The 23,765-nt window shown below is 72.2% G+C and carries 20 protein-coding genes; 13 read left to right on the top strand and 7 right to left on the bottom strand.

The window, feature by feature from the left end; translation table 11 throughout:
• The first annotated feature begins 7 nt into the window (after positions 1–7).
• From ACI2L3_RS19095 to lgt, 9 genes are all read left to right on the top strand, one after another.
• On the top strand, positions 8–655 hold the full coding sequence (locus tag ACI2L3_RS19095; RefSeq protein ID WP_404753512.1) for a TIGR02234 family membrane protein: 648 nt from the start codon (positions 8–10) through the stop codon (positions 653–655).
• Between the two features lie 107 nt (positions 656–762).
• Positions 763–990, top strand: coding sequence for an HGxxPAAW family protein (locus ACI2L3_RS19090; RefSeq protein WP_365356573.1), 228 nt, complete (start codon positions 763–765; stop codon positions 988–990).
• A 65-nt stretch (positions 991–1,055) separates the two neighbouring features.
• Positions 1,056–1,481 carry a DUF2752 domain-containing protein gene (locus ACI2L3_RS19085; RefSeq protein ID WP_404753511.1) on the top strand — a complete coding sequence of 142 codons (426 nt, stop codon included), beginning with the start codon at positions 1,056–1,058 and terminating at the stop codon, positions 1,479–1,481.
• Positions 1,482–1,621: 140 nt separating this feature from the next.
• On the top strand, positions 1,622–2,431 hold the full coding sequence (gene trpC, locus ACI2L3_RS19080; protein ID WP_404753510.1) for an indole-3-glycerol phosphate synthase TrpC: 810 nt from the start codon (positions 1,622–1,624) through the stop codon (positions 2,429–2,431).
• A 9-nt stretch (positions 2,432–2,440) separates the two neighbouring features.
• Positions 2,441–2,605 carry a tryptophan biosynthesis modulator TrpM gene (gene trpM / locus ACI2L3_RS19075; protein WP_404753509.1) on the top strand — a complete coding sequence of 55 codons (165 nt, stop codon included), beginning with the start codon at positions 2,441–2,443 and terminating at the stop codon, positions 2,603–2,605.
• A gap of 134 nt (positions 2,606–2,739) precedes the next feature.
• On the top strand, positions 2,740–4,026 hold the full coding sequence (gene trpB, locus ACI2L3_RS19070) for a tryptophan synthase subunit beta (protein ID WP_404753508.1): 1,287 nt from the start codon (positions 2,740–2,742) through the stop codon (positions 4,024–4,026).
• Positions 4,023–4,838: a tryptophan synthase subunit alpha gene (trpA, locus tag ACI2L3_RS19065; protein WP_404753507.1), complete on the top strand. Its 816-nt coding sequence runs from the start codon at positions 4,023–4,025 to the stop codon at positions 4,836–4,838. The genes trpB and trpA overlap by 4 nt, the downstream gene beginning before the upstream one ends.
• A 63-nt stretch (positions 4,839–4,901) precedes the next feature.
• Positions 4,902–5,684 carry a DsbA family protein gene (locus ACI2L3_RS19060; protein ID WP_404753506.1) on the top strand — a complete coding sequence of 261 codons (783 nt, stop codon included), beginning with the start codon at positions 4,902–4,904 and terminating at the stop codon, positions 5,682–5,684.
• An 85-nt stretch (positions 5,685–5,769) separates the two neighbouring features.
• Positions 5,770–6,735 carry a prolipoprotein diacylglyceryl transferase gene (gene lgt, locus ACI2L3_RS19055; protein ID WP_404753505.1) on the top strand — a complete coding sequence of 322 codons (966 nt, stop codon included), beginning with the start codon at positions 5,770–5,772 and terminating at the stop codon, positions 6,733–6,735.
• Between the two features lie 22 nt (positions 6,736–6,757).
• On the opposite strand, the gene ACI2L3_RS19050 is transcribed toward lgt, so the two are convergent.
• From ACI2L3_RS19050 to ACI2L3_RS19020, 7 genes are all read right to left on the bottom strand, one after another.
• Positions 6,758–7,591, bottom strand: a complete 834-nt coding sequence (locus tag ACI2L3_RS19050; protein ID WP_404753504.1) for an HpcH/HpaI aldolase/citrate lyase family protein — start codon at positions 7,589–7,591, stop codon at positions 6,758–6,760.
• Positions 7,588–8,775: a CaiB/BaiF CoA transferase family protein gene (locus ACI2L3_RS19045; RefSeq protein WP_404753503.1), complete on the bottom strand. Its 1,188-nt coding sequence runs from the start codon at positions 8,773–8,775 to the stop codon at positions 7,588–7,590. Before ACI2L3_RS19045 ends, ACI2L3_RS19050 begins: the two co-directional genes overlap by 4 nt.
• Positions 8,772–9,683 (bottom strand): ribokinase, encoded by a 912-nt coding sequence (gene rbsK / locus ACI2L3_RS19040; RefSeq protein WP_404753502.1) that lies wholly within the window; start codon positions 9,681–9,683, stop codon positions 8,772–8,774. The genes ACI2L3_RS19045 and rbsK overlap by 4 nt, the downstream gene beginning before the upstream one ends.
• The gene (locus tag ACI2L3_RS19035) at positions 9,680–11,014 is read right to left on the bottom strand and encodes an ADP-ribosylglycohydrolase family protein (RefSeq protein ID WP_404753501.1); all 1,335 of its coding nucleotides are present in this window, start codon (positions 11,012–11,014) and stop codon (positions 9,680–9,682) included. The genes rbsK and ACI2L3_RS19035 overlap by 4 nt, the downstream gene beginning before the upstream one ends.
• On the bottom strand, positions 11,011–12,210 hold the full coding sequence (locus ACI2L3_RS19030) for an ADP-ribosylglycohydrolase family protein (protein WP_404753500.1): 1,200 nt from the start codon (positions 12,208–12,210) through the stop codon (positions 11,011–11,013). Before ACI2L3_RS19030 ends, ACI2L3_RS19035 begins: the two co-directional genes overlap by 4 nt.
• Complete coding sequence (locus tag ACI2L3_RS19025; protein WP_404753693.1) at positions 12,158–13,423, bottom strand: ADP-ribosylglycohydrolase family protein; 1,266 nt, start codon at positions 13,421–13,423, stop codon at positions 12,158–12,160. The genes ACI2L3_RS19030 and ACI2L3_RS19025 overlap by 53 nt, the downstream gene beginning before the upstream one ends.
• Before the next feature lie 365 nt (positions 13,424–13,788).
• Positions 13,789–14,793: an ADP-ribosylglycohydrolase family protein gene (locus tag ACI2L3_RS19020; protein ID WP_404753499.1), complete on the bottom strand. Its 1,005-nt coding sequence runs from the start codon at positions 14,791–14,793 to the stop codon at positions 13,789–13,791.
• 300 nt (positions 14,794–15,093) lie between these two features.
• Between ACI2L3_RS19020 and ACI2L3_RS19015 the strand changes: the two genes are divergently transcribed.
• From ACI2L3_RS19015 to ACI2L3_RS19000, 4 genes are all read left to right on the top strand, one after another.
• The gene (locus ACI2L3_RS19015; protein ID WP_404753498.1) at positions 15,094–15,825 is read left to right on the top strand and encodes a VIT1/CCC1 transporter family protein; all 732 of its coding nucleotides are present in this window, start codon (positions 15,094–15,096) and stop codon (positions 15,823–15,825) included.
• A 390-nt stretch (positions 15,826–16,215) separates the two neighbouring features.
• Positions 16,216–20,736: a glutamate synthase large subunit gene (gltB, locus tag ACI2L3_RS19010; protein WP_404753692.1), complete on the top strand. Its 4,521-nt coding sequence runs from the start codon at positions 16,216–16,218 to the stop codon at positions 20,734–20,736.
• Positions 20,729–22,189, top strand: coding sequence for a glutamate synthase subunit beta (locus ACI2L3_RS19005; RefSeq protein WP_404753497.1), 1,461 nt, complete (start codon positions 20,729–20,731; stop codon positions 22,187–22,189). The genes gltB and ACI2L3_RS19005 overlap by 8 nt, the downstream gene beginning before the upstream one ends.
• A gap of 293 nt (positions 22,190–22,482) precedes the next feature.
• Complete coding sequence (locus ACI2L3_RS19000) at positions 22,483–23,748, top strand: sugar ABC transporter substrate-binding protein (protein ID WP_404753496.1); 1,266 nt, start codon at positions 22,483–22,485, stop codon at positions 23,746–23,748.
• Positions 23,749–23,765: the final 17 nt, after the last annotated feature.

Genomic DNA, 23,765 nt, shown 5'->3' with positions numbered 1-23,765 from the left:
TGGACGGGTGACTTCTGCCGTACCTCCGCCCCGTACCGAGGCCGCGTCCGAGAGCCGCGCCCAGCGCAGCAGCAGGCGCAGCATCGCCGCCGCGCTGCTGCTCGGCGCCGTCGGCGCGGCCCTCGCCCTGCTCGCCTCCCGCCAGGACTGGGCCCACGGCACCGCGTCGGTGGCCGGCGGCGAGCTGCCGCTGACCGCCAAGGGCAGCGACGTCACCGGCGTCCCCGCGGCCCTCGCCATAGTGGGCCTCGCCGCGCTCGTCGCGGTCTTCGCGGTCCGCCGCGCCGGACGCTTCCTGGTCTCCCTGCTCCTCACGCTCAGCGGCGGCGGCATCGTCGCCGCCGCGCTGCTCGGCGCCGACGACAGCGACGCGCTCGATGAGAAGGCCGCCACGGCCTCCGGTGACGCCGCCGCCACCATCGGCGACCTGAGCCACACCGCCTGGCCGTACGCCGCGGCCGCCGCGGGCGTGCTGATCCTGCTCGCCGGGCTGCTCGCCCTCACGTACGGCCGTTCGTGGCCCGCCATGTCGGGCCGGTACGAACGCGACGGCTCGCCCAGCCCCCGCAAGGCGCGCCGCGCCCCGGACCCCGAGCGGCCCGAGGAGCTGTGGAAGGCCCTCGACCGCGGCGAGGACCCGACGCGCGAAACGTGACCCCGCGCTCACGTCATACGCGCGAGTACGGGACAATGCCAGCGAGCGTCCGACTCGCGGTGGGCTTCCCACTCACCACCACGCATACAGCAACGAGGAGCAATTCAATGGCGGGCAGCAGCCACGGACACACCCCGGCCGCCTGGACCGGTGTCATCATCGCCTTCATCGGTTTCTGCGTCGCGGGTGCCTTCATGGTGATGGCCAACGTGCCGGGCTTCTGGGCGGGCATGGCCATCATCGTCATCGGCGGCCTCGTGGGCGGTGCCATGCGCGCCGCGGGTATGGGCCAGGTCAAGCGTCCGCACCGGCAGGCCGCGCGGTCCGAGAGCTGACCCACGCAGTACGGCGAGAGGCGGTCCGGCAGGTGCCGGGGCCGCCTCTTCCGCATAATGCGGGGGTGACCGCCGACCCCGAGAGCGCCGCGCCCGCCGTCCTGACCCGCCTGCTCGTCCCGGCCGGCGTGCTCGCCTCCGTCGTGGGCGCCTTCGCGTACGTCGGCGCCGTCGACCCGAACGAACCCGGCCACTACCCCGCCTGCCCGCTGCTGCGCCTCACCGGCGTCTACTGCCCGGGCTGCGGCGGCCTGCGCAGCGCGCACGCCTTCGTCCACGGCGACTTCACGGCGGCCCTCGGCGCCAACGCGCTCGCCGTCGCCGGATACGTCCTCTTCGCCGTGGTGTGGACCGTGTGGGTGATCAGGACCCTGCGCGGGCGGCCGGTGCGGATCGAGCTGGGGACGCCGCAGCTGTGGGGCGTCGGGGCCCTCGTCGCGATCTTCACCCTCGTACGCAATCTGCCGTTCGGATCCTGGCTGCATCCCTGAGAGCGCAGGCCGGACGGGTGGTGAATGTCCAGGTCGTGGGACGGGTGTCAACCGGATGCGAGGCCTTCGCCCTCCTGCGGATACCATCGCAGTGACCAGCTTGAACGTCAGCTCAACCGTCAGGGAAGGGGGCCGCTCGCGTGAGTGTGCTCGACGAGATCATCGACGGAGTCCGTGCCGACCTCGCGGAGCGGCAGGCGCGCGTCAGCCTCGACGAGCTCAAGGAGCGTGCGGCCAACGCTCCCGCGGCCAAGGACGGCGCGGCGGCCCTGCGCGGCGACGGCGTCAAGGTCATCTGCGAGGTGAAGCGCTCCAGCCCCTCCAAGGGTGCGCTCGCCGCGATCGCCGACCCGGCGGGTCTCGCCGCCGACTACGAGGCGGGCGGCGCCGCCGTCATCTCCGTGCTCACCGAGGAGCGCCGCTTCGGCGGCTCGCTCGCCGACCTGGAGGCCGTCCGCGCCAAGGTCGACATCCCGGTGCTCCGCAAGGACTTCATCGTCACCTCGTACCAGCTGTGGGAGGCCAGGGCGTACGGCGCCGACCTCGCCCTGCTGATCGTGGCCGCCCTGGAGCAGCCCGCCCTGGAGTCCCTCATCGAGCGCGCCGAATCGATCGGCCTCACGCCGATCGTCGAGGTGCACGACGAGGACGAGGCCGAGCGCGCCGTCGACGCGGGCGCCCGGGTCATCGGTGTCAACAACCGCGACCTCAAGACCCTCAACGTCGACCGCTCCACCTTCGAGCGCGTCGCGTCCGAGCTGCCGGACAATGTCGTCAAGATCGCCGAGTCCGGTGTGCGCGGACCGCACGACCTGATCGCCTTCGCCAACGCGGGCGCCGACGCGGTGCTCGTCGGCGAGTCCCTGGTGACCGGCCGCGACCCGAAGGGCGCGGTCGCCGACCTGGTCGCCGCGGGCACGCACCCGGCCCTCCGGCACGGACGGAGCTGACTCCTCCCGATGTCGATCTCCGCCCGCCTCGCACCCGGCTGCCGCCCGCGCGGCTGCCGGGCGCCCGCGCGGCGTGTGCGGGGCCGGCGGGTGCGGTACCACATCGGGGCCGAGCCCGGTCAGATCCCCGGGATGCGATGGCAGGGCGGCGCCTTGTGCGCCGCCGAGAGCTGACAGCGCCCCGTCAGGGGCGCGGGGAACTGCGCGACAAGCCCACGACGGGCCGCAGTCGCGACGAATCCCGGCCAGCAACGGCGCCAGGGCGCACGCGTGCCAGACGTCAACGCCAGTCCTAGCGAGGATTCCGCATGCCCAGTGACTACTTCATCCCGGACCCGGAGGGTCGAATCCCCAGCGCCGAAGGGTACTTCGGCGCGTTCGGCGGCAAGTTCATCCCGGAGGCCCTCGTCGCCGCCGTGGACGAGGTCGCCGTTGAGTACGACAAGGCGAAGAGCGACCCCGCCTTCGCCGCCGAGCTGGACGACCTGCTCGTCAACTACACGGGGCGGCCCAGCAGCCTCACCGAAGTCCCCCGCTTCGCGGCGCACGCCGGCGGCGCCCGCGTCTTCCTCAAGCGCGAGGATCTGAACCACACCGGCTCGCACAAGATCAACAACGTGCTCGGGCAGGCCCTGCTCACGCGGCGCATGGGCAAGACCCGCGTCATCGCCGAGACCGGCGCGGGACAGCACGGCGTCGCCACCGCCACCGCCTGCGCGCTCTTCGGCCTCGAATGCACCATCTACATGGGCGAGATCGACACCGAGCGCCAGGCCCTGAACGTGGCTCGGATGCGGATGCTCGGCGCCGAGGTCGTCGCCGTGAAGTCCGGCAGCCGCACCCTGAAGGACGCCATCAACGAGGCGTTCCGCGACTGGGTGGCGAACGTGGACAGGACCCACTACCTCTTCGGCACCGTCGCCGGACCGCACCCCTTCCCCGCCATGGTCCGCGACTTCCACCGCGTCATCGGCGTCGAGGCCCGCCGCCAGATCCTGGAGCGCGCCGGGCGGCTGCCCGACGCCGCGATCGCCTGCGTCGGCGGCGGCTCCAACGCCATCGGCCTCTTCCACGCCTTCATCCCGGACGCGGACGTGCGCCTCATCGGCTGCGAGCCCGCGGGACACGGCGTCGAGACCGGCGAGCACGCGGCCACCCTGACCGCGGGCGAGCCCGGCATCCTGCACGGCTCGCGCTCCTACGTCCTCCAGGACGAGGAGGGCCAGATCACCGAGCCCTACTCGATCTCGGCGGGCCTGGACTACCCCGGCATCGGCCCCGAGCACGCCTACCTCAAGGACAGCGGCCGCGGCGAGTACCGCGCGGTCACCGACGACGCGGCCATGCAGGCCCTGCGGCTGCTCTCCAGGACCGAGGGCATCATCCCGGCCATCGAGAGCGCCCACGCCCTCGCCGGGGCCCTGGAGGTCGGCAAGGAGCTCGGCAAGGACGGCCTGATCGTCGTCAACCTCTCCGGGCGCGGCGACAAGGACATGGACACGGCCGCGCGCTACTTCGGCCTGTACGACACGGACGCCACCGTCGAGGCCGACGAGCCCGGCACCGGCGCGGAGATCGAGGGGGACGCCAAGTGAGCGGCAACATCAGGCTGTTGGACGACACCCTCGCGGGCGCGAAGGCCGAGGGCCGGGCCGCCCTCATCGCCTACCTGCCCGCCGGATTCCCCACCGTCGACGGCGGCATCGCGGCCGTCAAGGCCGTCTTCGAGGGCGGCGCGGACGTGGTCGAGGTCGGCCTGCCGCACTCCGACCCGGTGCTCGACGGCCCGGTCATCCAGACCGCCGACGACATCGCGCTGCGCGGCGGCCTCAAGATCCGCGACGTCATGCGCACCGTCCGCGAGGCGTACGAGGCGACCGGGAAGCCGGTGCTCGTCATGACGTACTGGAACCCCATCGACCGCTACGGCGTGGAGCGCTTCACCGCCGAGCTCGCCGAGGCGGGCGGCGCCGGCTGCATCCTGCCGGACCTGCCCGTCCAGGAGTCGGCGCTGTGGCGGGAGCACGCCGAGAAGCACGGCCTGGCGACGGTCTTCGTCGTCGCGCCGAGCAGCAAGGACGAGCGGCTCGCCACGATCACCGCGGCGGGCTCCGGCTTCGTGTACGCGGCGTCCCTGATGGGCGTCACCGGCACCCGCGAGTCCGTCGGGGAGCAGGCGCAGGACCTGGTGCGGCGCACCAAGGCCACCACCGAGCTGCCGGTCTGCGTCGGCCTCGGCGTCTCCAACGCCCGCCAGGCCGCCGAGGTCGCGGGCTTCGCCGACGGAGTGATCGTCGGCTCCGCCTTCGTGCAGCGGATGCTCGACGCGCCGGACGAGGCCGCGGGCCTGGCCGCCGTGCGCGCCCTCGCCGGTGAGCTCGCGGACGGGGTCCGCGGCACCGCGTAACTCGTACGGGTGGACCTGGACCGGGGAGGCACGCTCGTGCCTCCCCGGTTCGTTTGGCGGGGTGTGAGCGAGAAGAACCGTGAGGAAAAGCGAGCGGCCCGCGAGCGTATGGCGGCGGAGCGAGAGCGGCAGAAGGCCCGCGACAAGCGGCGCAGAGCGCTGATCGTGAGCGCCGCGGTGGTCGGCGTGCTCGGCCTCGCCGCCGTGGTCGGGCTGCTCGCCGCCAATGCCGGCGACGACAAGAAGGACGACTCGGCGGGCCCGGTGGTCGCGCCCAAGGGAGCGGCCGACAAGGACGGGCCCGCGATCCCCGTCGGCAAGGACAGCGCCAAGTCGACCCTCACCATCTGGGAGGACTTCCGCTGCCCGGCCTGCAAGCAGTTCGAGGACGGCTTCCGTTCGACGATCCACGAGCTCGCCGACAAGGGCCAGCTCAAGGTCGAGTACCACCTGGCCACCCTCATCGACGGGAACATGGGCGGCAGCGGCTCCCGCCGCTCGGCCAATGCCGCGGCGTGCGCGCAGGACGCCGGCAAGTTCACCCCGTACCACGACGTGCTCTTCAAGAACCAGCCGCCGGAGCCCGACGACGCGTTCGGCAAGAACGACAAGCTGATCGAGCTTGCCGGTGAGGTCGACGGACTGGTCACCGACTCCTTCAAGAAGTGTGTCGAGGACGGCACGCACGACAGCTGGGTCGACAAGTCCAACAAGGCCTTCCAGGACGCCAAGCTGCGCGGCACCCCCACGGTGCGGCTCAACGGCAAGGATGTCTTCAGCGACCAGCAGAACCCGCTGACCCCCCAGAAGCTGAAGAAGACGGTGGAAGAGGAGAACCGGAAGTGACGCGTGGGGGCGGCACTCCTGTTATGCACCCGTAGCCGGACCGATTGCCGCCCCCCACGCCCGGCACGGTAGCGTCGGTCGTGTCATGGACCTTGCCTTCATTCCCAGTCCGTCGCGCGGTGTGGTCGAACTCGGCCCCATTCCGCTGCGCGGCTACGCGTTCTGCATCATCATCGGCGTCTTCGTAGCCGTCTGGCTCGGCAACAAGCGATGGATCGCTCGCGGGGGCCGGACAGGCACCGTGGCCGACATCGCCGTGTGGGCCGTGCCGTTCGGCCTCGTCGGCGGGCGTCTCTACCACGTGATCACGGACTACCAGCTGTACTTCAGCGACGGCCGTGACTGGGTGGACGCCTTCAAGATCTGGGAGGGCGGCCTCGGCATCTGGGGCGCGATCGCGCTCGGCGCCGTCGGCGCGTGGATCGGCTGTCGCCGCCGCGGCATCCCGCTGCCGGCCTGGGCCGACGCGCTGGCCCCCGGCATCGCCCTCGCGCAGGCCATCGGCCGCTGGGGCAACTGGTTCAACCAGGAGCTGTACGGCAAGCCCACGGACCTGCCCTGGGCGCTGAAGATCACCTCCGCCGAGGACGGCCGGGTCCCGGGGACGTACCACCCCACCTTCCTGTACGAGTCGCTGTGGTGCATCGGCGTCGCCGTCCTGGTCATCTGGGCCGACCGCCGCTTCAAGCTCGGACACGGCCGGGCGTTCGCGCTGTACGTCGCCTCGTACTGCGCCGGGCGCGGCTGGATCGAGTACATGCGGGTCGACGACGCGCACCACGTGCTCGGCGTGCGGCTGAACGTGTGGACCGCCATCGTGGTGTTCCTGCTGGCCGTCGCCTACCTCGTGGTGTCGGCGAAGACCCGCCCCGGACGCGAGGAGATCGTCGAGCCGGGCGCCTCCGACGAGGTCGAAGGTGACGGTGCCGGCGCCGGTGACGCGGTGAAGCTCACCAAGGGCGAGGACTCCAGCGACACCAAGGCCGACAAAGCCGACAAGGCTGCCGAGGACACCGACGGGGCGAAGTCCTCGGCCGAGCCGAAGAGCTGACGCTCTTCCCGCGTGTGGGCGGTCACACCCTGTGGGCCAGCGCCAGGACCCGGCGCGCGCCCTCCACCACCGCCTTGTCCACGAAGCGGCCGTCCGGCAGCGCCAGGGCGCCCTCGTCCGTCGCGGCCGCCTTGGTGATCTCCTCCGCCCGCTCGATCTCCTCGGGGGTGGGGAGGTAGGCCCGCTCGATGACCGGGAGCTGGCGGGGGTGGATCGCCGCGCGGCCGAGGAAGCCGAGCGCGCGGCCCCGGGCGCAGGAGGCGGCGAGGCCGTCCAGGTCACGGATGTCCGGGTGGACGGACTGGGCGGGCGGGGCCAGGCCCGCCGCCCGCGCGGCCACCACCACCCGGGAGCGCGCCCAGTCGAGGCCCGCCTCCTCGCGCAGCCCCAGGTCGGCGCGGAGGTCCGCCTCGCCGAGGGAGAGGCCGCGCAGGGCCGGGTGCGCGGTGGCGATGGCGAAGGCGTGCTCCAGGCCGAGCGCCGACTCGACCAGCGCGTGCAGGGCGAGCGCGCCGCCGTCGGCGGGGACGGCGCGCTCGGCGACGCGGATGACCTCGGCACGGGACGTGACCTTGGGCAGGCGCAGGCCCGCCAGGCCGGGGAGCGGGGCGAGGGTGCGGATGTCCGTCTCGGCCAGCGGGCCGTCCAGGGCGTTCACGCGGACGTGGACGGGGACCGGCCGGGGCTCCGAGAGCAGCTCGGCCGTCGCCGATCGCGCGTACTCCTTGCGGTCGGGGGCGACCGCGTCCTCCAGGTCGACGATCACCGCGTCGGCGCCCGCGTGGAGGGCCTTGGCGACTACCTCCGGCCGGTCCCCGGGAACGTACAGCCAGGTCAGTGGGGAGTGGACGGTCACAGCGCGCCCTCCTTGCGCAGGGTGGTGATCTCCCGTTCGCTCAGGCCGAGTTCGGCCAGGACGGCGTCCGTGTCGGCGCCGTGCGGGCGGCCCGCCCAGTGGATCGCGCCGGGGGTCGCGGAGAGCCGGAAGAGGATGTTCTGCATGCGCAGCGGGCCGAGCTCCGGGTCGTCGACCGTGGTGAGCGTGGAGAGGGCCGCGTACTGGGGATCGGTCATGACGTCGCGTACGTCCTGGATGGGGGCGACCGCGGCCTCCGCCTTCTCGAAGGCCTCGATCACCTCGGCGCGGGTGTGCCGGGCGATCCAGCCGCCGACCGCCTCGTCGAGGACGTCCGCGTGGCGCGCCCGGTCCGCGCCGGACGCGAACCACGGCTCCGCGATCAGTTCCGGGCGGCCGACCAGGCGCATCAGGCGCTCCGCGATCGACTGGGCGGAGGTGGAGACGGCGACCCAGCTCCCGTCCGCCGTGCGGTAGGTGTTGCGGGGCGCGTTGTTGGTGGAGCGGTTGCCGGTGCGGGGCTGTACGTGGCCCAGCTGGTCGTACCAGAGCGGCTGGGGGCCGAGGACCGTGAGGATCGGCTCGATGATCGCCATGTCGACGACCTGGCCCTCGCCCGTGCGGTCGCGGGCCGCGAGGGCCGTCATCACCGCGTACGCCGTCGCCAGGCCCGCGATCGAGTCGGCGAGGCCGAACGGCGGCAGGGTCGGCGGGCCCTCCGGCTCGCCGGTGATCGCGGCGAAGCCGCTCATCGCCTCGGCGAGCGTGCCGAAGCCGGGGCGGCGGGAGTACGGCCCGAACTGGCCGAAGCCGGTGACGCGGGTGAGGACGAGACGGGGATTGACGGCGTGCAGTTCCTCCCAGCCGAGGTCCCATTTCTCCAGGGTGCCGGGGCGGAAGTTCTCCACGATCACGTCGGCGGTGGCAGCAAGGCGCAGGAGCGTGTCGCGGCCGCCGGGCGTCGACAGGTCGAGGGTCATCGTGCGCTTGTTGCGGCCGAGCAGCTTCCACCACAGGCCGACGCCGTCCTTCGACGGGCCGTGGCCACGGGACGGGTCGGGGCGCGTGGGGTGCTCGACCTTGATGACCTCGGCGCCGAAGTCGCCGAGCATCGTGGCGGCGAGGGGGCCCGCGAAGAGGGTGGCGAGGTCGAGGACGCGGAGGCCGGTGAGGGGAGCGGTCATGACGTGACACCTGCCTGGCCGTCGATCTCCTTGCGGCAGGGCATGGACGACGACGCGCCCGGCCGCTGCACCGCGAGCGCTGCCGCCGAGGAAGCCCAACTGAGCGCTCTGTCAGGCGACTTGCCCTCGGCGAGCGCCACGGCGAGGGTGCCCGCGAAGGTGTCGCCCGCGCCGGTGGTGTCGACCGCGGTGACCCGGTGGGCGGGCACCGTGACCGGTTCGGTGTCGCGTGCCGCGTACAGGCTGCCGCGCGAGCCGAGGGTGATGACGACCTCGGGCACCTGGGAGAGCAGGGCCTTGGCCGCGGCGACCGGGTCGTCGGTGATGCCGGTGAGGGTGGCGGCCTCGTGTTCGTTGGGCAGCAACAGGTCGGTGGCGGCGAGGAGTTCGGGCGGCAGGGGCTGGGCGGGGGCGGGGGTGAGGAGGGTGCGGACGCCGTGGCGCCGGGCGGCCCGGGCGGCGGCGATCACGCCTTCGAGGGGGATTTCCAGCTGGAGCAGCAGGGCGTCGGCGGAGGCGATCAGGCCCTCGTCGCCGGGGGTGAGGGCGGTGACGGTGCCGTTGGCGCCGGGGATCACGACGATGGCGTTGCCGCCCTCGTCGTCGACGACGATGTGCGCAATGCCGGTGGGTGTCTCGACGGTGCGCAGGAGGTCCGTGTCGACGCCGGTGTGTTCCAGGCAGGAGCGGATCCTGCTGCCGTGGGCGTCGGTGCCGACCGCGCCGATCAGGGAGACGGTGGCGCCCGCGCGGGCCGCCGCGACGGCCTGGTTGGCGCCCTTGCCGCCGGGTGCGGTGCGGAATTCGCGGCCGGTCACGGTCTCGCCGCGCCGTGGTGCCCGGGCGACGTACGCGACGAGGTCCATGTTGGCGCTGCCGAGGACGGCGATGTGGGGCGTGGGGCTCATGGGCGGGGTGCCTCCCGGGCGGTGAGTGCGGTGGTGAGGTCTGCGAGCGCGTCGAAGCCGATGCCGTCGAAGTCGCCCACGGAGGTGGCGAGCCGGTTCTTCAGGGGCGCCGTCCACCGGTCGGGGAGCGCGTCGGGCCCGCCGGCGAGGAGGCCCGCGACGGAGCCGGCGGTCGCGCCGTTCGAGTCGGTGTCCCAGCCGCCGGAGACGGCACGCGTGATGGAGCCGGTGAAGTCGCCGTCGGCGTGGGTGAGGGCGGCGGCGAGGAGGGCGCTGTTGGGCAGGACGTGGACCCAGTGGTGGGTGGCGTACGTCTCGTGGAGGCGGTCCACCACGTCGTCGAAGTCCCGCGCGGACTCGGCGAGTTGGATGCCGTGCCGCACGGCGCGGGACAGGCGGGAGTCCTCGGGGACGGTGGTGAGGCCGACGCGCAGGCAGCGGTGGACGTCCGCGTGTCCGGCCGCCGCCTCCGCGAGGACGGCCGCCACGAACATCGCTCCGTACACGCCGTTGCCCGTGTGCGTCAGTACGGCGTCGCGGCAAGCCTGCTCGGCGGCGGCCTCGGGGGCCCCGGGGTTGGTCCAGCCGTGCACGTCGGCGCGGATCAGGGCGCCGATCCACTCGCGGAACGGGTTGCGGTGGGTGGCGGTGTGCGGGGGTTCGATGCCCTGGAGGAGGTTGCGGTAGGCGACGCGTTCGGCGGTGAAGGTGCGGCCCGCGGGGAGCTCGTCCAGCCAGAGCCGCGCCACGTCCGCGGTGGTGAAGGTCTTTCCGTGGCGCTGGAGGAGGAGCAGGTTCAGGAGGGGGTAGTTGAGGTCGTCGTCCTCGGGCATGCCGTCGATGTTCTCGGCGAGGGAGGTCTGCGCGGAGCGCTTGTTCCAGGGGTACGTGGCCTTGAGCCCGGGCGGGAGGCCTCGCTCCGTGAACCAGGTGTGCAGGGGCCAGTTGCCCGTTGCCTGGGCGAGGCTTCGGATGCCGTCCAGGGGGAGCTTTTCCACGGGTTTGCCGAGGACGCAGCCTGCGGCTCGGCCCAGCCAGGCGGCGTGCAGGCGGTGCCGGAGGTCGTCCGGGGCGGGGGCGGCACCGGGAGGCACTCGGTGCGGAGCGCCTGTCCACGGCGGGACGGCCAGTTCGTCCAGGAGCTGTTCCGCCAGGGCGCGGAGGTGGGGCGGGGCCGGAGCAGGGGACGCGCCCGCGCGGGGTGGGGCCGGGTGGCCGCCTGCCGCGAGCCAGCGGGAGCGTGCCGCCGAGACATCGCGGCCCTCCAGTTCCGCCTGCTGGAGTTCGTGGCCGACCAGGTCCTCCGGCTGGACCCACGTCAGGCGGATCATCGGTACGTGACCGTCAGGGCGGCGAACGCCGACTCGTGGGCCCTGCGGCGGCGTACGTCCCTGGCGAAGATCTCCTCCGCCACCGCCGTGAGCGCCGTCGCCGGAGCGCGCAGGTCGAGGCGGCTGGCCTCGGCGACCCGCTCGGCCCAGTCGGCGGGGACCGCGTCCGCGCCGCGCAGCGCGCCCACGATCGCGCCGCTCATCGTCGCGATGGAGTCGCAGTCGCGGCCGTAGTTGACCGAACCGAGCACCGTGCGGCGGTAGTCGGCCTCGCCGGTCAGGAGCATGCCGAGGGCGACGGGGAGCTCTTCGACGGAGTGCAGGCGGGAGGGGCGGCGGGCGCCCAACGAGGGGGCCCGGTAGTCGGGGCCGACCGTGTCGAAGGGGGCGACGGCGGCCCGGACGGGGGCCAGCGCCGACTCGAAGTCCCGGTGCCGCGCGGCGACTTCGGCCACCGCCTCGATCGCGTCGCGCGTCCCGTCCTTCGCCAGGGACAGGCACGCCTCGACGACGGAGTCCGCCGTGGCGCCGGGCGCGCAGGCCGCCGCCACGGCCGCCGCGAAGACCGCCGCGGCCTCCCTGCCGTACGAGGACTGGTGGGCGCCGGCGATGTCGAGGGCCTCGGCGTACGCGGCGCGCGGGTCGGCCGCGTTGACGAGGCCGACCGGCGCCATGTACATCGCCGCGCCGCAGTTGACGATGTTCCCGGTGCCGGCCTCGCGCGGGTCGACGTGGCCGTAGTGGAGCCGGGCGACGAGCCACTTCTCGGCGAGGAAGATCCGGTGCAGGGGGAGCGCCTCGGCCTCCAGCTCGGGGATCCAGCGCGGGTTCGTCATCAGGTCGGGGACGAGGTGGTCGGCCACGGCGTACGCGTCGAGGTGGTCGCGGACGGTGGCGTACACGCGGACGAGCGCGTGGGTCATCAACGTGTCGTCGGTGACGTGCCCGTCGCCCTTGTGGTAGGGCGCGATGGGGCGGGCGGTGCGCCAGCTGTCGCCGTTCCAGGGGCCGACGATGCCGGTCACGCGCCCGCCGTGGCGCTCGGTGATCTGCTCGGGCGCGTACCCCTCGACGGGGCCGCCGAGCGCGTCGCCGACGGCGGCGCCGATGAGGCTGCCCGCGATGCGGTCGGACAGGGACGGCTCAGTGGGTGGCGTCGTCGTGCCCGTGGTCAGGCTCGTACTCGTGGTCGTCATGTCGGGATTGTCCACCTGGAGTGGTCAGTTCCGTGGCTGCCAGCTGACCGGCGAGTTTCACCAGGTCGGTGCCCGCGAGACGGGGGAGGGCGCACCCCGAGAGGGTGCGGCAGGCGTCGCGCCAGCCTCCGGGGATCGCGGCCGCCGTGCCCAGTACGCCGGTCAGCGCCCCGGCGAGCGCGGGCGCCGAGTCCGCGACGCGCGACAGGCACGCGGCGGCGGGCACCGCCTCCTGGATGCGGCCGCGTGCGGCGGTGGCCAGGGCGAGGGCGACCGGCACGGTCTCGGCGGCGGCGATGCCGTAGCTGTAGACGTGGTCGACGATCTGGTGCTCCAGGAGCGGTACGAGGGCGAAGGCGCCGTCGTCCGCCTGGGCGCGGGCCGTCTTCACGGCGTGCCGGGCGTTGCGGCCGATCTCCGTGTGCTCAGGGAGCTGGTCGAGCGCGCACTCCACCGCGGTGTCGACGTCGGCCTCCGCGAGCGCGGCGGCGATCGCGGCGGCCATCGCGCGGGCGCCGTGCGCGCCGTCGCCGTCCTGGGTGTAGCGGGCGTCGAACTCCGCGAGGGCGGCGGCCCGTTCGGGGTCGCCGGGGTGGACCAGGGCGAGCACGCAGGCCCGTACGCAGGCCGCGTCGTCGAAGTAGTGCGGGTTGTCGTGGCCGGTGGCGGGCGGGCGCAGGCCCGCGGCGAGGTTGCCGAGGCCCGCGCGGACGGAGATGCGGGCGCGCAGCGGGAGGACCGCGGACTCGACCTCGGGGGCGCGGTCCGCCGCCGCGGCGATCTCGGCGGCGAGGGTGTTCCAGGAGAGGTCGAGCGCCGCGCGGACCCGGCGGTCCGGGGCCAGGCCGGTGTCCAGGGTGCCGTCCGCCGCGCGGAGCAGGGACTCGGCGGTGAAGGCCGCCCATTCGGCGTCGTCCGAGGGGCCGAGGCGGAGGGGCTCGGGCGGCTGGTTCAGGGCGATGGGGACGGGAAGGGTGGTGGTGGCGTTCTGCTCGGCGAAGGTGTCGAGTTCGCGGGTCAGTCGCCGTGTCCACTCGGGCATCCGCGCGGCACGGTGCCTGGCCGCGGGCCACCCTGCGGCGTCGCCTGCCGCGAGGCCTAGCAGAAGCGCTTCGGCGGGGGAGCCTTTACTTCGGTGGGGGCCTCCTTGATCCGTACCCGGCACCGGGGGCTGTGCCCACCCTCCCCCAAGCTCTCGACTGCGCTCGACCAGGGGGGACCCCCATCGCCCTGCGGCACGCTTGCCCACAGTGGGAGCGGCTCGGTCGCCCGTGGCGGGGACGGCTTGGTCGCCCGTGGAGGGAGCGGCACGCCTGTCCGCAGCGGGAGCGGCGCGGTGGTCCGTGGCGGGAGCGGCACGCCTGTCCGCAGCGGGAGCGGCACGGGCGCCTGCGGTGGGAGCGGTTCGGTCGCCTGCGGCGGGGACGGTTCGGTCGCCCGGGGCGGGAGCGGTTCGGTCGCCCGCGGCGGAAGCGGCGCGATCGCCCACAGCCGGGACGGCGCGGTCGCCCGCGGCGGGAGCGGCTCGGTCGCCCGTGGCAGGAGCGGCGCGCCTGTCCGCGGCGGGGACGGTGCTCATCACGCCTCACCATCCGCCGTCAGCAGGTCCGCCACGTCCAGTACGTGTTGCCCCCGCATCGAGGGCAGGCAGCTGCCGCGGGCCGGGCCGATCGCTGCCGACCAGGGTTGGGGGATCGCTGCGGCGCCGCACGTCGCGCCCGCCAGGGCGCCTGCTACTGCCGCCGTCGTGTCGGCGTCGCGGCCCATGTTCACCGCCGAGAGCACCGCGCAGCGGAAGTCGCCGCGGGCCGCCGCGTACGCGCCGAAGGCCAGGCCCACCGCCTCGGGGGCGAGGTCCGTCCAGGGGTAGCCGCCGATGACCACCGCGGAGCGGACCGCCCGTTCGCCGCGGTGTGCGACCGCCACCGCGCGGCGCAGGGAGCGGGCCGTCCAGCTGTCGTCCGGGATGACGGAGAGAGCCGCCGTCACGACGGCGTCCACCCGCGCTCCTGTCATGGCCGCCGCGACGCCCGCCGCCACCGCACGGCCGCCGTGGATGCCCTCGCCGTCGTGGCTGACGGAGCCGTCGATCGTGACGAGGCGGGCGGCCTCGTCCGGGCGGCCCGCCGCGAAGACGCCGAAGGGCGCGGCCCGCATCGCGAGGCCGTCGCTCCACGCGTGCCGGTGCTGGGCGGAGATGGGGGCGGCGAGGCCCCTGCGCAGGTTCTCCAGGGTGCCGCGCTCGCTGAAGCCCGCGCCGCGGAACGGGCCTTCGTCGAGGTCGGCGATCCACTCGTGCCAGGCCGTCTCGACGTGCGCGACCGTCAGCGCGGAGCCGTGCCGGGCGAGCAGGAGTCCGGAGAAGATCGCGTACTCGGTGTCGTCGGTGCCGGCCGGGTGCTCGGCGACGTATCCCGTGATGCGGCCCCAGCGGCGGCGGATCTCGGACGGCTTCATGTTCTCGGCGGGGGCGCCGAGCGCGTCGCCGACCGCGAGACCGAGCAGCGCGCCGCGCGCCCGCTCGCGGAGGTCGTCGGCGTCGCCGGGCGCCGGGACCGAGGGAACGCATGCGGTGGACGCCATGCCGTGCCTCCCTTGTGCGCGGACCGCCGGTCGTGCGCGGACCGCTGGGTGCGGTGCTTGGGATGCGGCGCTTGGGGAATCTCTGCCACCACATCTCTGCCACTACATCTCTGCCACTACATCTCTGCCACGCGGGGTGCTCACACGAGCATGTACGGGCTCAGATCACTCCTTCGCCGCTCCCCGTCGAAGCCTCCGCGGGGCGCGTTTTCGCAGGTAAGTACGGCCTTCCTTGCTGGCGGGAGATTTTTTTCGCGCGTACTTTCGAGATCGTCCAAGCACGCACGAGGGGGCTCCACCATGGCGATCATCGAGACCGAAGCGACTCTGCACGAGGCGCACCGCGACAACCACACCCACCGCGACGTGAACGGTGGCTGGCTGCGTCCGGCGGTCTTCGGAGCGATGGACGGACTCGTCTCCAACCTCGCACTGATGACCGGTGTGGCGGGCGGCGCGGTCTCGCGGGAGACCATCGTCATCACCGGCCTCGCGGGGCTCGCCGCCGGCGCCTTCTCCATGGCGGCCGGTGAGTACACCTCCGTGGCCTCCCAGCGCGAGCTCGTCGAGGCCGAGCTCGATGTGGAGCGGCGCGAGCTGCGCAAGCATCCCGCGGACGAGGAGCGGGAGCTCGCCGAGCTGTACGCGTCGCGCGGAGTCGAGCCGGAGCTTGCCCGTGAGGTCGCCCGGCAGCTTTCCAAGGACCCCGAGCAGGCCCTGGAGATCCACGCCCGCGAGGAGCTCGGCATCGACCCGGGCGACCTGCCCTCGCCGACCGTCGCCGCGGTCTCGTCCTTCGGCTCGTTCGCGCTCGGCGCCCTGCTCCCCGTACTGCCGTATCTGCTCGGCGCCACCGTGCTGTGGCCCGCCCTGCTGCTCGCGCTCATCGGGCTCTTCGCGTGTGGCGCGGTGGTGGCCAAGGTGACCGCGAGGTCCTGGTGGTTCAGCGGGCTGCGGCAGCTCGCGCTCGGTGGAGCGGCGGCCGGTGTGACGTACGCCCTGGGCAGCTTGTTCGGTACCGCCGTAGGATGAGCCGCTGCAGGCCTATGCGGGACCTTGCATAACTAGTCGTTACTCGGCGGTTTCGACACCGTGACCAGTGGGCATGAGCCGTAAGCGCTGCGGGCAATGAGGCCTGTGTCGCTACGGACCTTCGGTCATGGATCTGTCCGCAATGGTCCCGAGGGTCCCTCTCCGGAACGAGCGGGTACCCCTCCGAACCGCTCCACACCTCCGCGAGCGGTGTCCACATGGTGGAATGAGCTATCCGCTTTTCGAGAAGCGTTCCATCATGTAATCTGCACGAAATTTTGCCAGGGCCAACGTCGTCCCTTGCCACATGTAGTTGCCTCGACGACGACGGGAGTGCCGATGCGTACCCACGCCTGGTCGCCCATGGACGGTCGCCCCGCCCCCCAGGGGATGTACGACCCCCGCAACGAACACGACGCTTGCGGCGTCGGATTCGTGGCCACCCTGACCGGTGTTGCCAGCCATGAACTGGTCGAACAGGCGCTGACCGTACTGCGCAACCTCGAGCACCGCGGCGCCACCGGCTCCGAGCCGGACTCGGGTGACGGTGCGGGCATCCTGCTCCAGGTCCCGGACGCCTTCCTCCGCGAAGTGGCCGGATTCCAGCTCCCCGCGGCCGGTGCCTACGCCGTCGGCATCGCCTTCCTGCCCGTGGACACCGCGGGCACCACCGACGGAGCCGTCTCACAGATCGAGACGATCGCCTCCGAAGAGGGCCTCACCGTCCTCGGCTGGCGCGACGTCCCCGTCGCCCCCGAGCTGCTCGGCGCCACCGCCCGCTCGACGATGCCCGTCTTCCGGCAGATCTTCGTCGCCGACGGCGACACCGCGGGCCTCGAACTGGACCGCAAGGCGTTCATGCTGCGCAAGCGCGCCGAGCGCGAGGCCGGGACGTACTTCCCCTCGCTCTCGTCCCGCACCATCGTCTACAAGGGCATGCTGACCACCGGCCAGCTGGAGCCGTTCTTCCCCGACCTGTCCGACCGCCGTTTCGCCACGGCCGTCGCGCTCGTCCACTCCCGCTTCTCGACGAACACGTTCCCGAGCTGGCCGCTCGCGCACCCGTACCGCTTCGTCGCGCACAACGGCGAGATCAACACCGTCAAGGGCAACCGCAACTGGATGCGCGCCCGCGAGTCGCAGCTCGCCTCGGACCTCTTCGGAGGACAGGAGAAGCTCGACCGGATCTTCCCGATCTGTACGCCGGACGCCTCCGACTCCGCGTCCTTCGACGAGGTGCTCGAACTCCTCCACCTCGGCGGGCGTTCGCTGCCCCACTCCGTGCTGATGATGATCCCGGAGGCCTGGGAGAACCACGCCTCCATGGACCCGGCACGCCGCGCCTTCTACCAGTACCACTCCACGATGATGGAGCCCTGGGACGGCCCTGCCTGCGTCACCTTCACCGACGGCACCCAGGTCGGCGCCGTGCTCGACCGCAACGGTCTGCGTCCCGGGCGCTACTGGGTCACCGACGACGGCCTCGTCGTCCTCGGCTCCGAGGTCGGCGTCCTCGACATCGACCCCGCCAAGGTCGTCCGCAAGGGCCGCCTCCAGCCCGGCCGGATGTTCCTCGTCGACACCGCCGAGCACCGCATCGTCGAGGACGACGAGATCAAGGCGGGGCTCGCCGCCGAGAAGCCGTACCAGGAGTGGCTGGAGGCCGGCGAGATCGAGCTCTCCGACCTGCCCGAGCGCGAGCACATCGTGCACACGCACGCCTCCGTCACGCGCCGCCAGCAGACCTTCGGCTACACCGAGGAAGAGCTGCGCATCATCCTCGCGCCGATGGCCAAGACCGGCGGCGAGCCGCTCGGCTCCATGGGCACCGACACCCCCATCGCGGCCCTCTCGGAGCGCCCGCGCCTCATCTTCGACTACTTCACGCAGCTGTTCGCGCAGGTCACCAACCCGCCGCTGGACGCCATCCGTGAAGAGCTCGTCACCTCGCTGAACAGCTCGCTCGGCCCGCAGGGCAACCTGCTCGAGCCGACCGCCGCGTCGTGCCGCAGCGTCACCCTGCCCTTCCCGGTGATCGACAACGACGAGCTGGCCAAGCTCATCCACATCAACGCCGACGGCGACATGCCCGGCATGAAGGCCGCGACGCTCTCCGGCCTCTACCGCGTCGGCGGCGGCGGCCAGGCCCTCGCCGCCCGCATCGACGAGATCTGCGCCGAGGCCGACGCCGCCATCGAGGCCGGCGCCCGCCTGATCGTGCTCTCCGACCGGCACTCCGACGCCGAGCACGCGCCGATCCCCTCGCTGCTGCTCACCTCGGCCGTCCACCACCACCTCATCCGCACCAAGCAGCGCACCCAGGTGGGTCTGCTCGTCGAGGCGGGCGACGTCCGCGAGGTCCACCACGTGGCCCTCCTCATCGGCTACGGCGCCGCGGCCGTCAACCCGTACCTCGCGATGGAGTCCGTCGAGGACCTCGTCCGCGCCGGAACGTTCCTGCCCGGCATCGAGTCCGAGCAGGCCATCCGCAACCTGATCTACGCGCTCGGCAAGGGCGTCCTGAAGGTCATGTCCAAGATGGGCATCTCCACCGTCGCCTCCTACCGCGGCGCCCAGGTCTTCGAGGCCATCGGTCTCGAACAGTCCTTCGTGGAGCGGTACTTCAGCGGCACGACCACGAAGATCGGCGGTGCGGGACTCGACGTCATCGCGCAGGAGGTCGCCGCCCGGCACGCCAAGGCCTACCCCGCCTCCGGCATCCCCTCCGCGCACCGCGCCCTCGACATCGGCGGCGAGTACCAGTGGCGCCGCGAGGGCGAGCCGCACCTCTTCGACCCCGAGACGGTCTTCCGCCTCCAGCACTCCACGCGCAGCCGCCGCTACGACATCTTCAAGCAGTACACGGGCCGCGTGAACGAGCAGTCCGAGCGCCTCATGACGCTGCGAGGCCTGTTCGGCTTCAAGTCGGGCCGGCAGCCGATCTCCATCGACGAGGTCGAGCCCGCCTCCGAGATCGTCAAGCGGTTCTCCACCGGCGCCATGTCGTACGGCTCCATCTCCAAGGAGGCGCACGAGACCCTCGCCATCGCCATGAACCAGCTGGGCGGCAAGTCCAACACCGGTGAGGGCGGCGAGGACGCGGAGCGCCTGTACGACCCGGCTCGCCGCTCCTCCATCAAGCAGGTCGCGTCCGGCCGCTTCGGCGTCACCAGCGAGTACCTGGTCAACGCGGACGACATCCAGATCAAGATGGCGCAGGGCGCGAAGCCCGGCGAGGGCGGCCAGCTGCCCGGCCACAAGGTGTACCCGTGGGTCGCCAAGACGCGTCACTCGACGCCCGGCGTCGGCCTCATCTCGCCGCCGCCGCACCACGACATCTACTCCATCGAAGACCTCGCCCAGCTGATCCACGACCTGAAGAACGCCAACCCGCAGGCCCGCATCCACGTGAAGCTGGTCTCCGAGGTCGGCGTCGGGACCGTGGCCGCGGGTGTGTCGAAGGCCCACGCGGACGTCGTCCTCATCTCCGGCCACGACGGCGGCACCGGCGCCTCCCCGCTGACCTCCCTGAAGCACGCGGGCGGCCCCTGGGAGCTCGGCCTCGCCGAGACCCAGCAGACCCTGCTGCTCAACGGCCTGCGCGACCGCATCGTCGTGCAGACCGACGGCCAGCTGAAGACCGGCCGCGACGTCGTCATCGCCGCGCTGCTCGGCGCCGAGGAGTTCGGTTTCGCGACCGCGCCGCTCGTCGTCTCCGGCTGCGTCATGATGCGCGTCTGCCACCTGGACACCTGCCCGGTCGGCATCGCCACGCAGAATCCGGCGCTGCGCGACCGCTTCACCGGCAAGGCCGAGTACGTCGTCAACTTCTTCGAGTTCATCGCCGAAGAAGTCCGCGAGCTCCTCGCCGAGCTCGGCTTCCGCTCCATCGAGGAGGCCGTCGGCCACGCCGAGCTCCTCGACACCGAGAAGGCCGTCAGCCACTGGAAGGCGCAGGGCCTCGACCTGGAGCCGCTGTTCCACGTGCCGTCGCTGCCCGCGGGCGCCGTCCGGCACCAGATCGCGGTCCAGGACCACGGCCTGGAGAAGGCCCTCGACAACGAGCTGATCAAGCTGGCCGCCGACGCGCTCGCCGCGAACAGCGCCACGGACGCCCACCCGGTCCGCGCGCAGGTCGCCATCCGCAACATCAACCGCACGGTCGGCACCATGCTCGGCCACGAGGTGACGAAGAAGTTCGGCGGCGCCGGTCTGCCCGACGACACCATCGACATCACCTTCACAGGATCGGCGGGCCAGTCCTTCGGCGCCTTCGTGCCGCGCGGTGTGACGCTGCGCCTGGAGGGCGACGCCAACGACTACGTCGGCAAGGGCCTCTCCGGCGGCCGCATCGTCGTCCGCCCGGACCGCGGCGCCGACCACCTCGCCGAGTACTCGACGATCGCGGGCAACACCATCGCGTACGGCGCGACCGGCGGCGAGCTGTTCCTGCGCGGCCGCACCGGCGAGCGCTTCTGCGTCCGCAACTCCGGCGCGACGGTGGTCTCCGAGGGCGTGGGCGACCACGGCTGCGAGTACATGACCGGCGGCCACGCGGTCGTCCTCGGCGAGACGGGCCGCAACTTCGCGGCCGGCATGTCCGGCGGCATCGCGTACGTCATCGACCTCGACCGCGACAACGTCAACGCCGGGAACCTCGCGGCCGTCGAGCCCCTCGACGACACCGACAAGAAGTGGCTGCACGACGTCGTGCGCCGCCACCAGGAGGAGACGGGCTCGACCGTCGCGGAGAAGCTGCTCGCCGAGTGGGACACCGCTGTCGAGCGCTTCAGCAGGATCATCCCCAGCACGTACAAGGCAGTGCTCGCCGCCAAGGACGCCGCCGAGCGAGCCGGTCTCTCCGAGACCGAGATCACCGAGAAGATGATGGAGGCGGCGACCAATGGCTGATCCCAAGGGCTTTCTGAACCATGGCCGCGAGGTCGCGCAGACCCGCCCGGTCGGCGAGCGCGTCCAGGACTGGAACGAGGTCTACGTTCCGGGCTCCCTCCTCCCGATCATCTCCAAGCAGGCCTCGCGCTGCATGGACTGCGGCATCCCGTTCTGCCACAACGGCTGTCCGCTCGGGAACCTGATCCCGGAGTGGAATGACTACGCGTACCGCGAGGACTGGTCGGCCGCGCAGGAGCGGCTGCACGCCACCAACAACTTCCCGGAGTTCACGGGCCGCCTGTGCCCGGCCCCGTGCGAGTCGGCGTGCGTGCTCGGCATCAACCAGCCGGCCGTCACCATCAAGAACGTCGAGGTCTCGATCATCGACCAGGCGTGGGACCGCGGCGACGTCGCGCCCCAGGCCCCGGAGCGCCTCTCCGGCAAGACCGTCGCGGTCATCGGCTCGGGCCCGGCGGGCCTGGCCGCCGCCCAGCAGCTGACCCGGGCCGGCCACACGGTCGCCGTGTACGAGCGCGCCGACCGCATCGGCGGCCTGCTCCGCTACGGCATCCCCGAGTTCAAGATGGAGAAGCGGCACATCAACCGCCGCATCGAGCAGATGCGCGCGGAGGGCACCAAGTTCCGCACCGGCGTGGAGATCGGCCGCGACATCGACGCGGCGAAGCTCCGCAGGCGCTACGACGCCGTGGTCATCGCCGCCGGTGCCACCACCGCCCGTGACCTGCCCGTCCCCGGCCGCGAGCTCAAGGGCATCTACCAGGCGATGGAGTACCTGCCCCTGGCCAACAAGGTCCAGGAGGGCGACTACGTCACCACGCCCGTCTCCGCCGAGGGCAAGCACGTCGTCGTCATCGGCGGCGGCGACACCGGCGCGGACTGCGTGGGCACCGCCCACCGCCAGGGCGCGGCCTCCGTCACCCAGCTGGAGATCATGCCGAGGCCGGGCGAGGACCGCGCCCCGCACCAGCCGTGGCCGACCTTCCCCATGCTGTACAAGGTCACCTCCGCACACGAGGAGGGCGGCGAGCGGGTCTACTCCGTCAACACCACCCACTTCGAGGGCGACGAGGACGGCAACGTCCAGTTCCTTCACATGGTCGAGGTGGAGTTCATCGAGGGCAAGCTGACCCCGAAGCCGGGCACGGAGCGGAAGATCCCCGCCCAGCTGGTCACCCTCGCGATGGGCTTCACCGGCACGGACCGTGAGAACGGCCTGGTGGACCAGTTCGCCCTGGAGCTCGACGAGCGCGGCAACGTCGCGCGCGACGCCGAGTTCCAGACGAACGTCCCCGGCGTCTTCGTGGCCGGTGACGCGGGCCGCGGCCAGTCGCTCATCGTGTGGGCGATCGCCGAGGGCCGCTCGGCCGCCCGCGGTGTGGACCGCTTCCTCACCGGTGCGAGTGATCTTCCCGCCCCGATCCGCCCCACGGACCGCTCCCTGACGGTCTGACACCCCTCACACGTCCCGTACAACGGCGTACGGAACTGAGCGACGCCCGCCTCGTCCCCGACCGGACCTGGGCGGGCGTCGTTGCGTCCGCACCCACATGTGCAACGCGTGCGTTGCATGGGGCGCAATGCTATGAGCGTATGTTGCGTCACCCGCAACCCTCATCACGGTTCGGCCGCTTATCCCAATGGGTCTAGACCGCCTCGACCCTGTGTGACCACAATCGCTCCCACCAATCGGAATCTGGAGGGGCCGGCATGAATCGACGTGTCATCGCCGCTGGTTGTATCGCCATGAGTCTCGGACTGACCGCCACGGCATGCGGCGGCGATGACGGCGACGAGGGCGGCAGCGCCACCGACGGCAAGGGCAAGACCCTCACCGTGTGGATCATGGAGGGGACCAACCCCGACGCGCGGCCGTTCTTCAAGGAGGCCGGGGACGCCTTCGAGAAGAAGACCGGCGCCAAGATCAAGGTCGAGTACCAGCAGTGGGCCACCGCCCAGAAGAAGTTCACGACCGCCATCGAGGGCGGCGAGGACCAGGTGCCCGATGTCGCCGAGGTCGGCACCACCTGGGTGCCGCAGTTCGCCAAGACCGACGCGCTCATCGACGTCACCGACGAGGTGAAGAAGTCGGGCCTGGGCGACGACCTCGTCGAGGGCCTCAAGGACGCCGGCACGCTCGACGGCAAGCAGTACGGCATGCCCTGGTACGCGGGCGTCCGCTCGATCGTCTACCGCAAGGACATCTTCGAGAAGCACGACCTGAAGGCCCCGACCACGTGGAAGGAGCTCCAGGAGACCGCCAAGACGCTCAAGGAGAAGGAGCCGAAGCTCGTCTCCTTCCCGGTGGCGGGCGGCGCGGAGATGTTCGCGGCCCCCTTCGTCTGGGGCGCCGGCGGTGAGCTCGCCACCGAGTCCGGCGGCAAGTGGAAGTCCGGCATCAACTCGCCCGAGGCCATCAAGGGCATCGAGTTCTACACCGGCCTCGCCACCAAGGACAAGGTCTCCCCGGCCAAGGTCAACACCTGGACCGAGAAGGAGGTCGGCGACGCCTGGAACAAGGGTGAGGTCGCCATGGCCATCGGCGGCAACTGGACCCCGAAGGCCATCGTCGACAACAACCCGGACCTGAAGGGCAAGCTCGCCGCGGTCCCGATCCCCGGCCAGAACGGCGGCATGAGCAAGTCCTTCCTCGGCGGCTCCTACCTCTCCACGTTCAAGACCGACAAGCAGGCCCTCGCCTGGGAGTTCGTGAAGATGCTGACCACCGGCGAGTTCGCCGCCAAGTGGGCCGAGCAGACCAACTACTTCCCCGGCCAGAACTCCGAGCTGAAGAAGATCGAGGCGAAGAAGGACCCGCTGGTCGAGCCGTTCGCCAAGCAGATGCTGGAGGCCGGCGCGACCGTCCCCAAGACCCAGGCGTACGGCGAGATCCAGGCCTCCAAGGTCATCCCCGGCATGGTCCAGTCGATCCTCACCGGCAAGGCGTCCGTCAAGGAAGCGGCGGACAAGGCCGCCAAGGACATGGACGCGATCTTCGCCAAGGACGAGTAGGCAAGGACGGGTAGGCA

Origin of the sequence: Streptomyces sp. NPDC029674 (genome assembly GCF_044903205.1) — a bacterium.
GTDB lineage: Bacteria > Actinomycetota > Actinomycetes > Streptomycetales > Streptomycetaceae > Streptomyces.
This window is presented reverse-complemented; position numbering and strand designations above follow the sequence as displayed.

Excerpts from the sequence above, each read along its gene's own strand:
- ACI2L3_RS19090 (WP_365356573.1), top strand. The coding sequence starts at position 763 with ATGGCGGGCAGCAGCCACGGACACACCCCGGCCGCCTGGACCGGTGTC.
- trpM (WP_404753509.1), top strand. The coding sequence starts at position 2,441 with ATGTCGATCTCCGCCCGCCTCGCACCCGGCTGCCGCCCGCGCGGCTGC.
- trpB (WP_404753508.1), top strand. The coding sequence starts at position 2,740 with ATGCCCAGTGACTACTTCATCCCGGACCCGGAGGGTCGAATCCCCAGC.
- lgt (WP_404753505.1), top strand. The coding sequence starts at position 5,770 with ATGGACCTTGCCTTCATTCCCAGTCCGTCGCGCGGTGTGGTCGAACTC.
- ACI2L3_RS19045 (WP_404753503.1), bottom strand. The coding sequence starts at position 8,775 with ATGACCGCTCCCCTCACCGGCCTCCGCGTCCTCGACCTCGCCACCCTC.
- rbsK (WP_404753502.1), bottom strand. The coding sequence starts at position 9,683 with ATGAGCCCCACGCCCCACATCGCCGTCCTCGGCAGCGCCAACATGGAC.
- ACI2L3_RS19035 (WP_404753501.1), bottom strand. The coding sequence starts at position 11,014 with ATGATCCGCCTGACGTGGGTCCAGCCGGAGGACCTGGTCGGCCACGAA.
- ACI2L3_RS19030 (WP_404753500.1), bottom strand. The coding sequence starts at position 12,210 with ATGACGACCACGAGTACGAGCCTGACCACGGGCACGACGACGCCACCC.
- ACI2L3_RS19020 (WP_404753499.1), bottom strand. The coding sequence starts at position 14,793 with ATGGCGTCCACCGCATGCGTTCCCTCGGTCCCGGCGCCCGGCGACGCC.
- ACI2L3_RS19015 (WP_404753498.1), top strand. The coding sequence starts at position 15,094 with ATGGCGATCATCGAGACCGAAGCGACTCTGCACGAGGCGCACCGCGAC.
- gltB (WP_404753692.1), top strand. The coding sequence starts at position 16,216 with ATGTACGACCCCCGCAACGAACACGACGCTTGCGGCGTCGGATTCGTG.
- ACI2L3_RS19005 (WP_404753497.1), top strand. The coding sequence starts at position 20,729 with ATGGCTGATCCCAAGGGCTTTCTGAACCATGGCCGCGAGGTCGCGCAG.
- ACI2L3_RS19000 (WP_404753496.1), top strand. The coding sequence starts at position 22,483 with ATGAGTCTCGGACTGACCGCCACGGCATGCGGCGGCGATGACGGCGAC.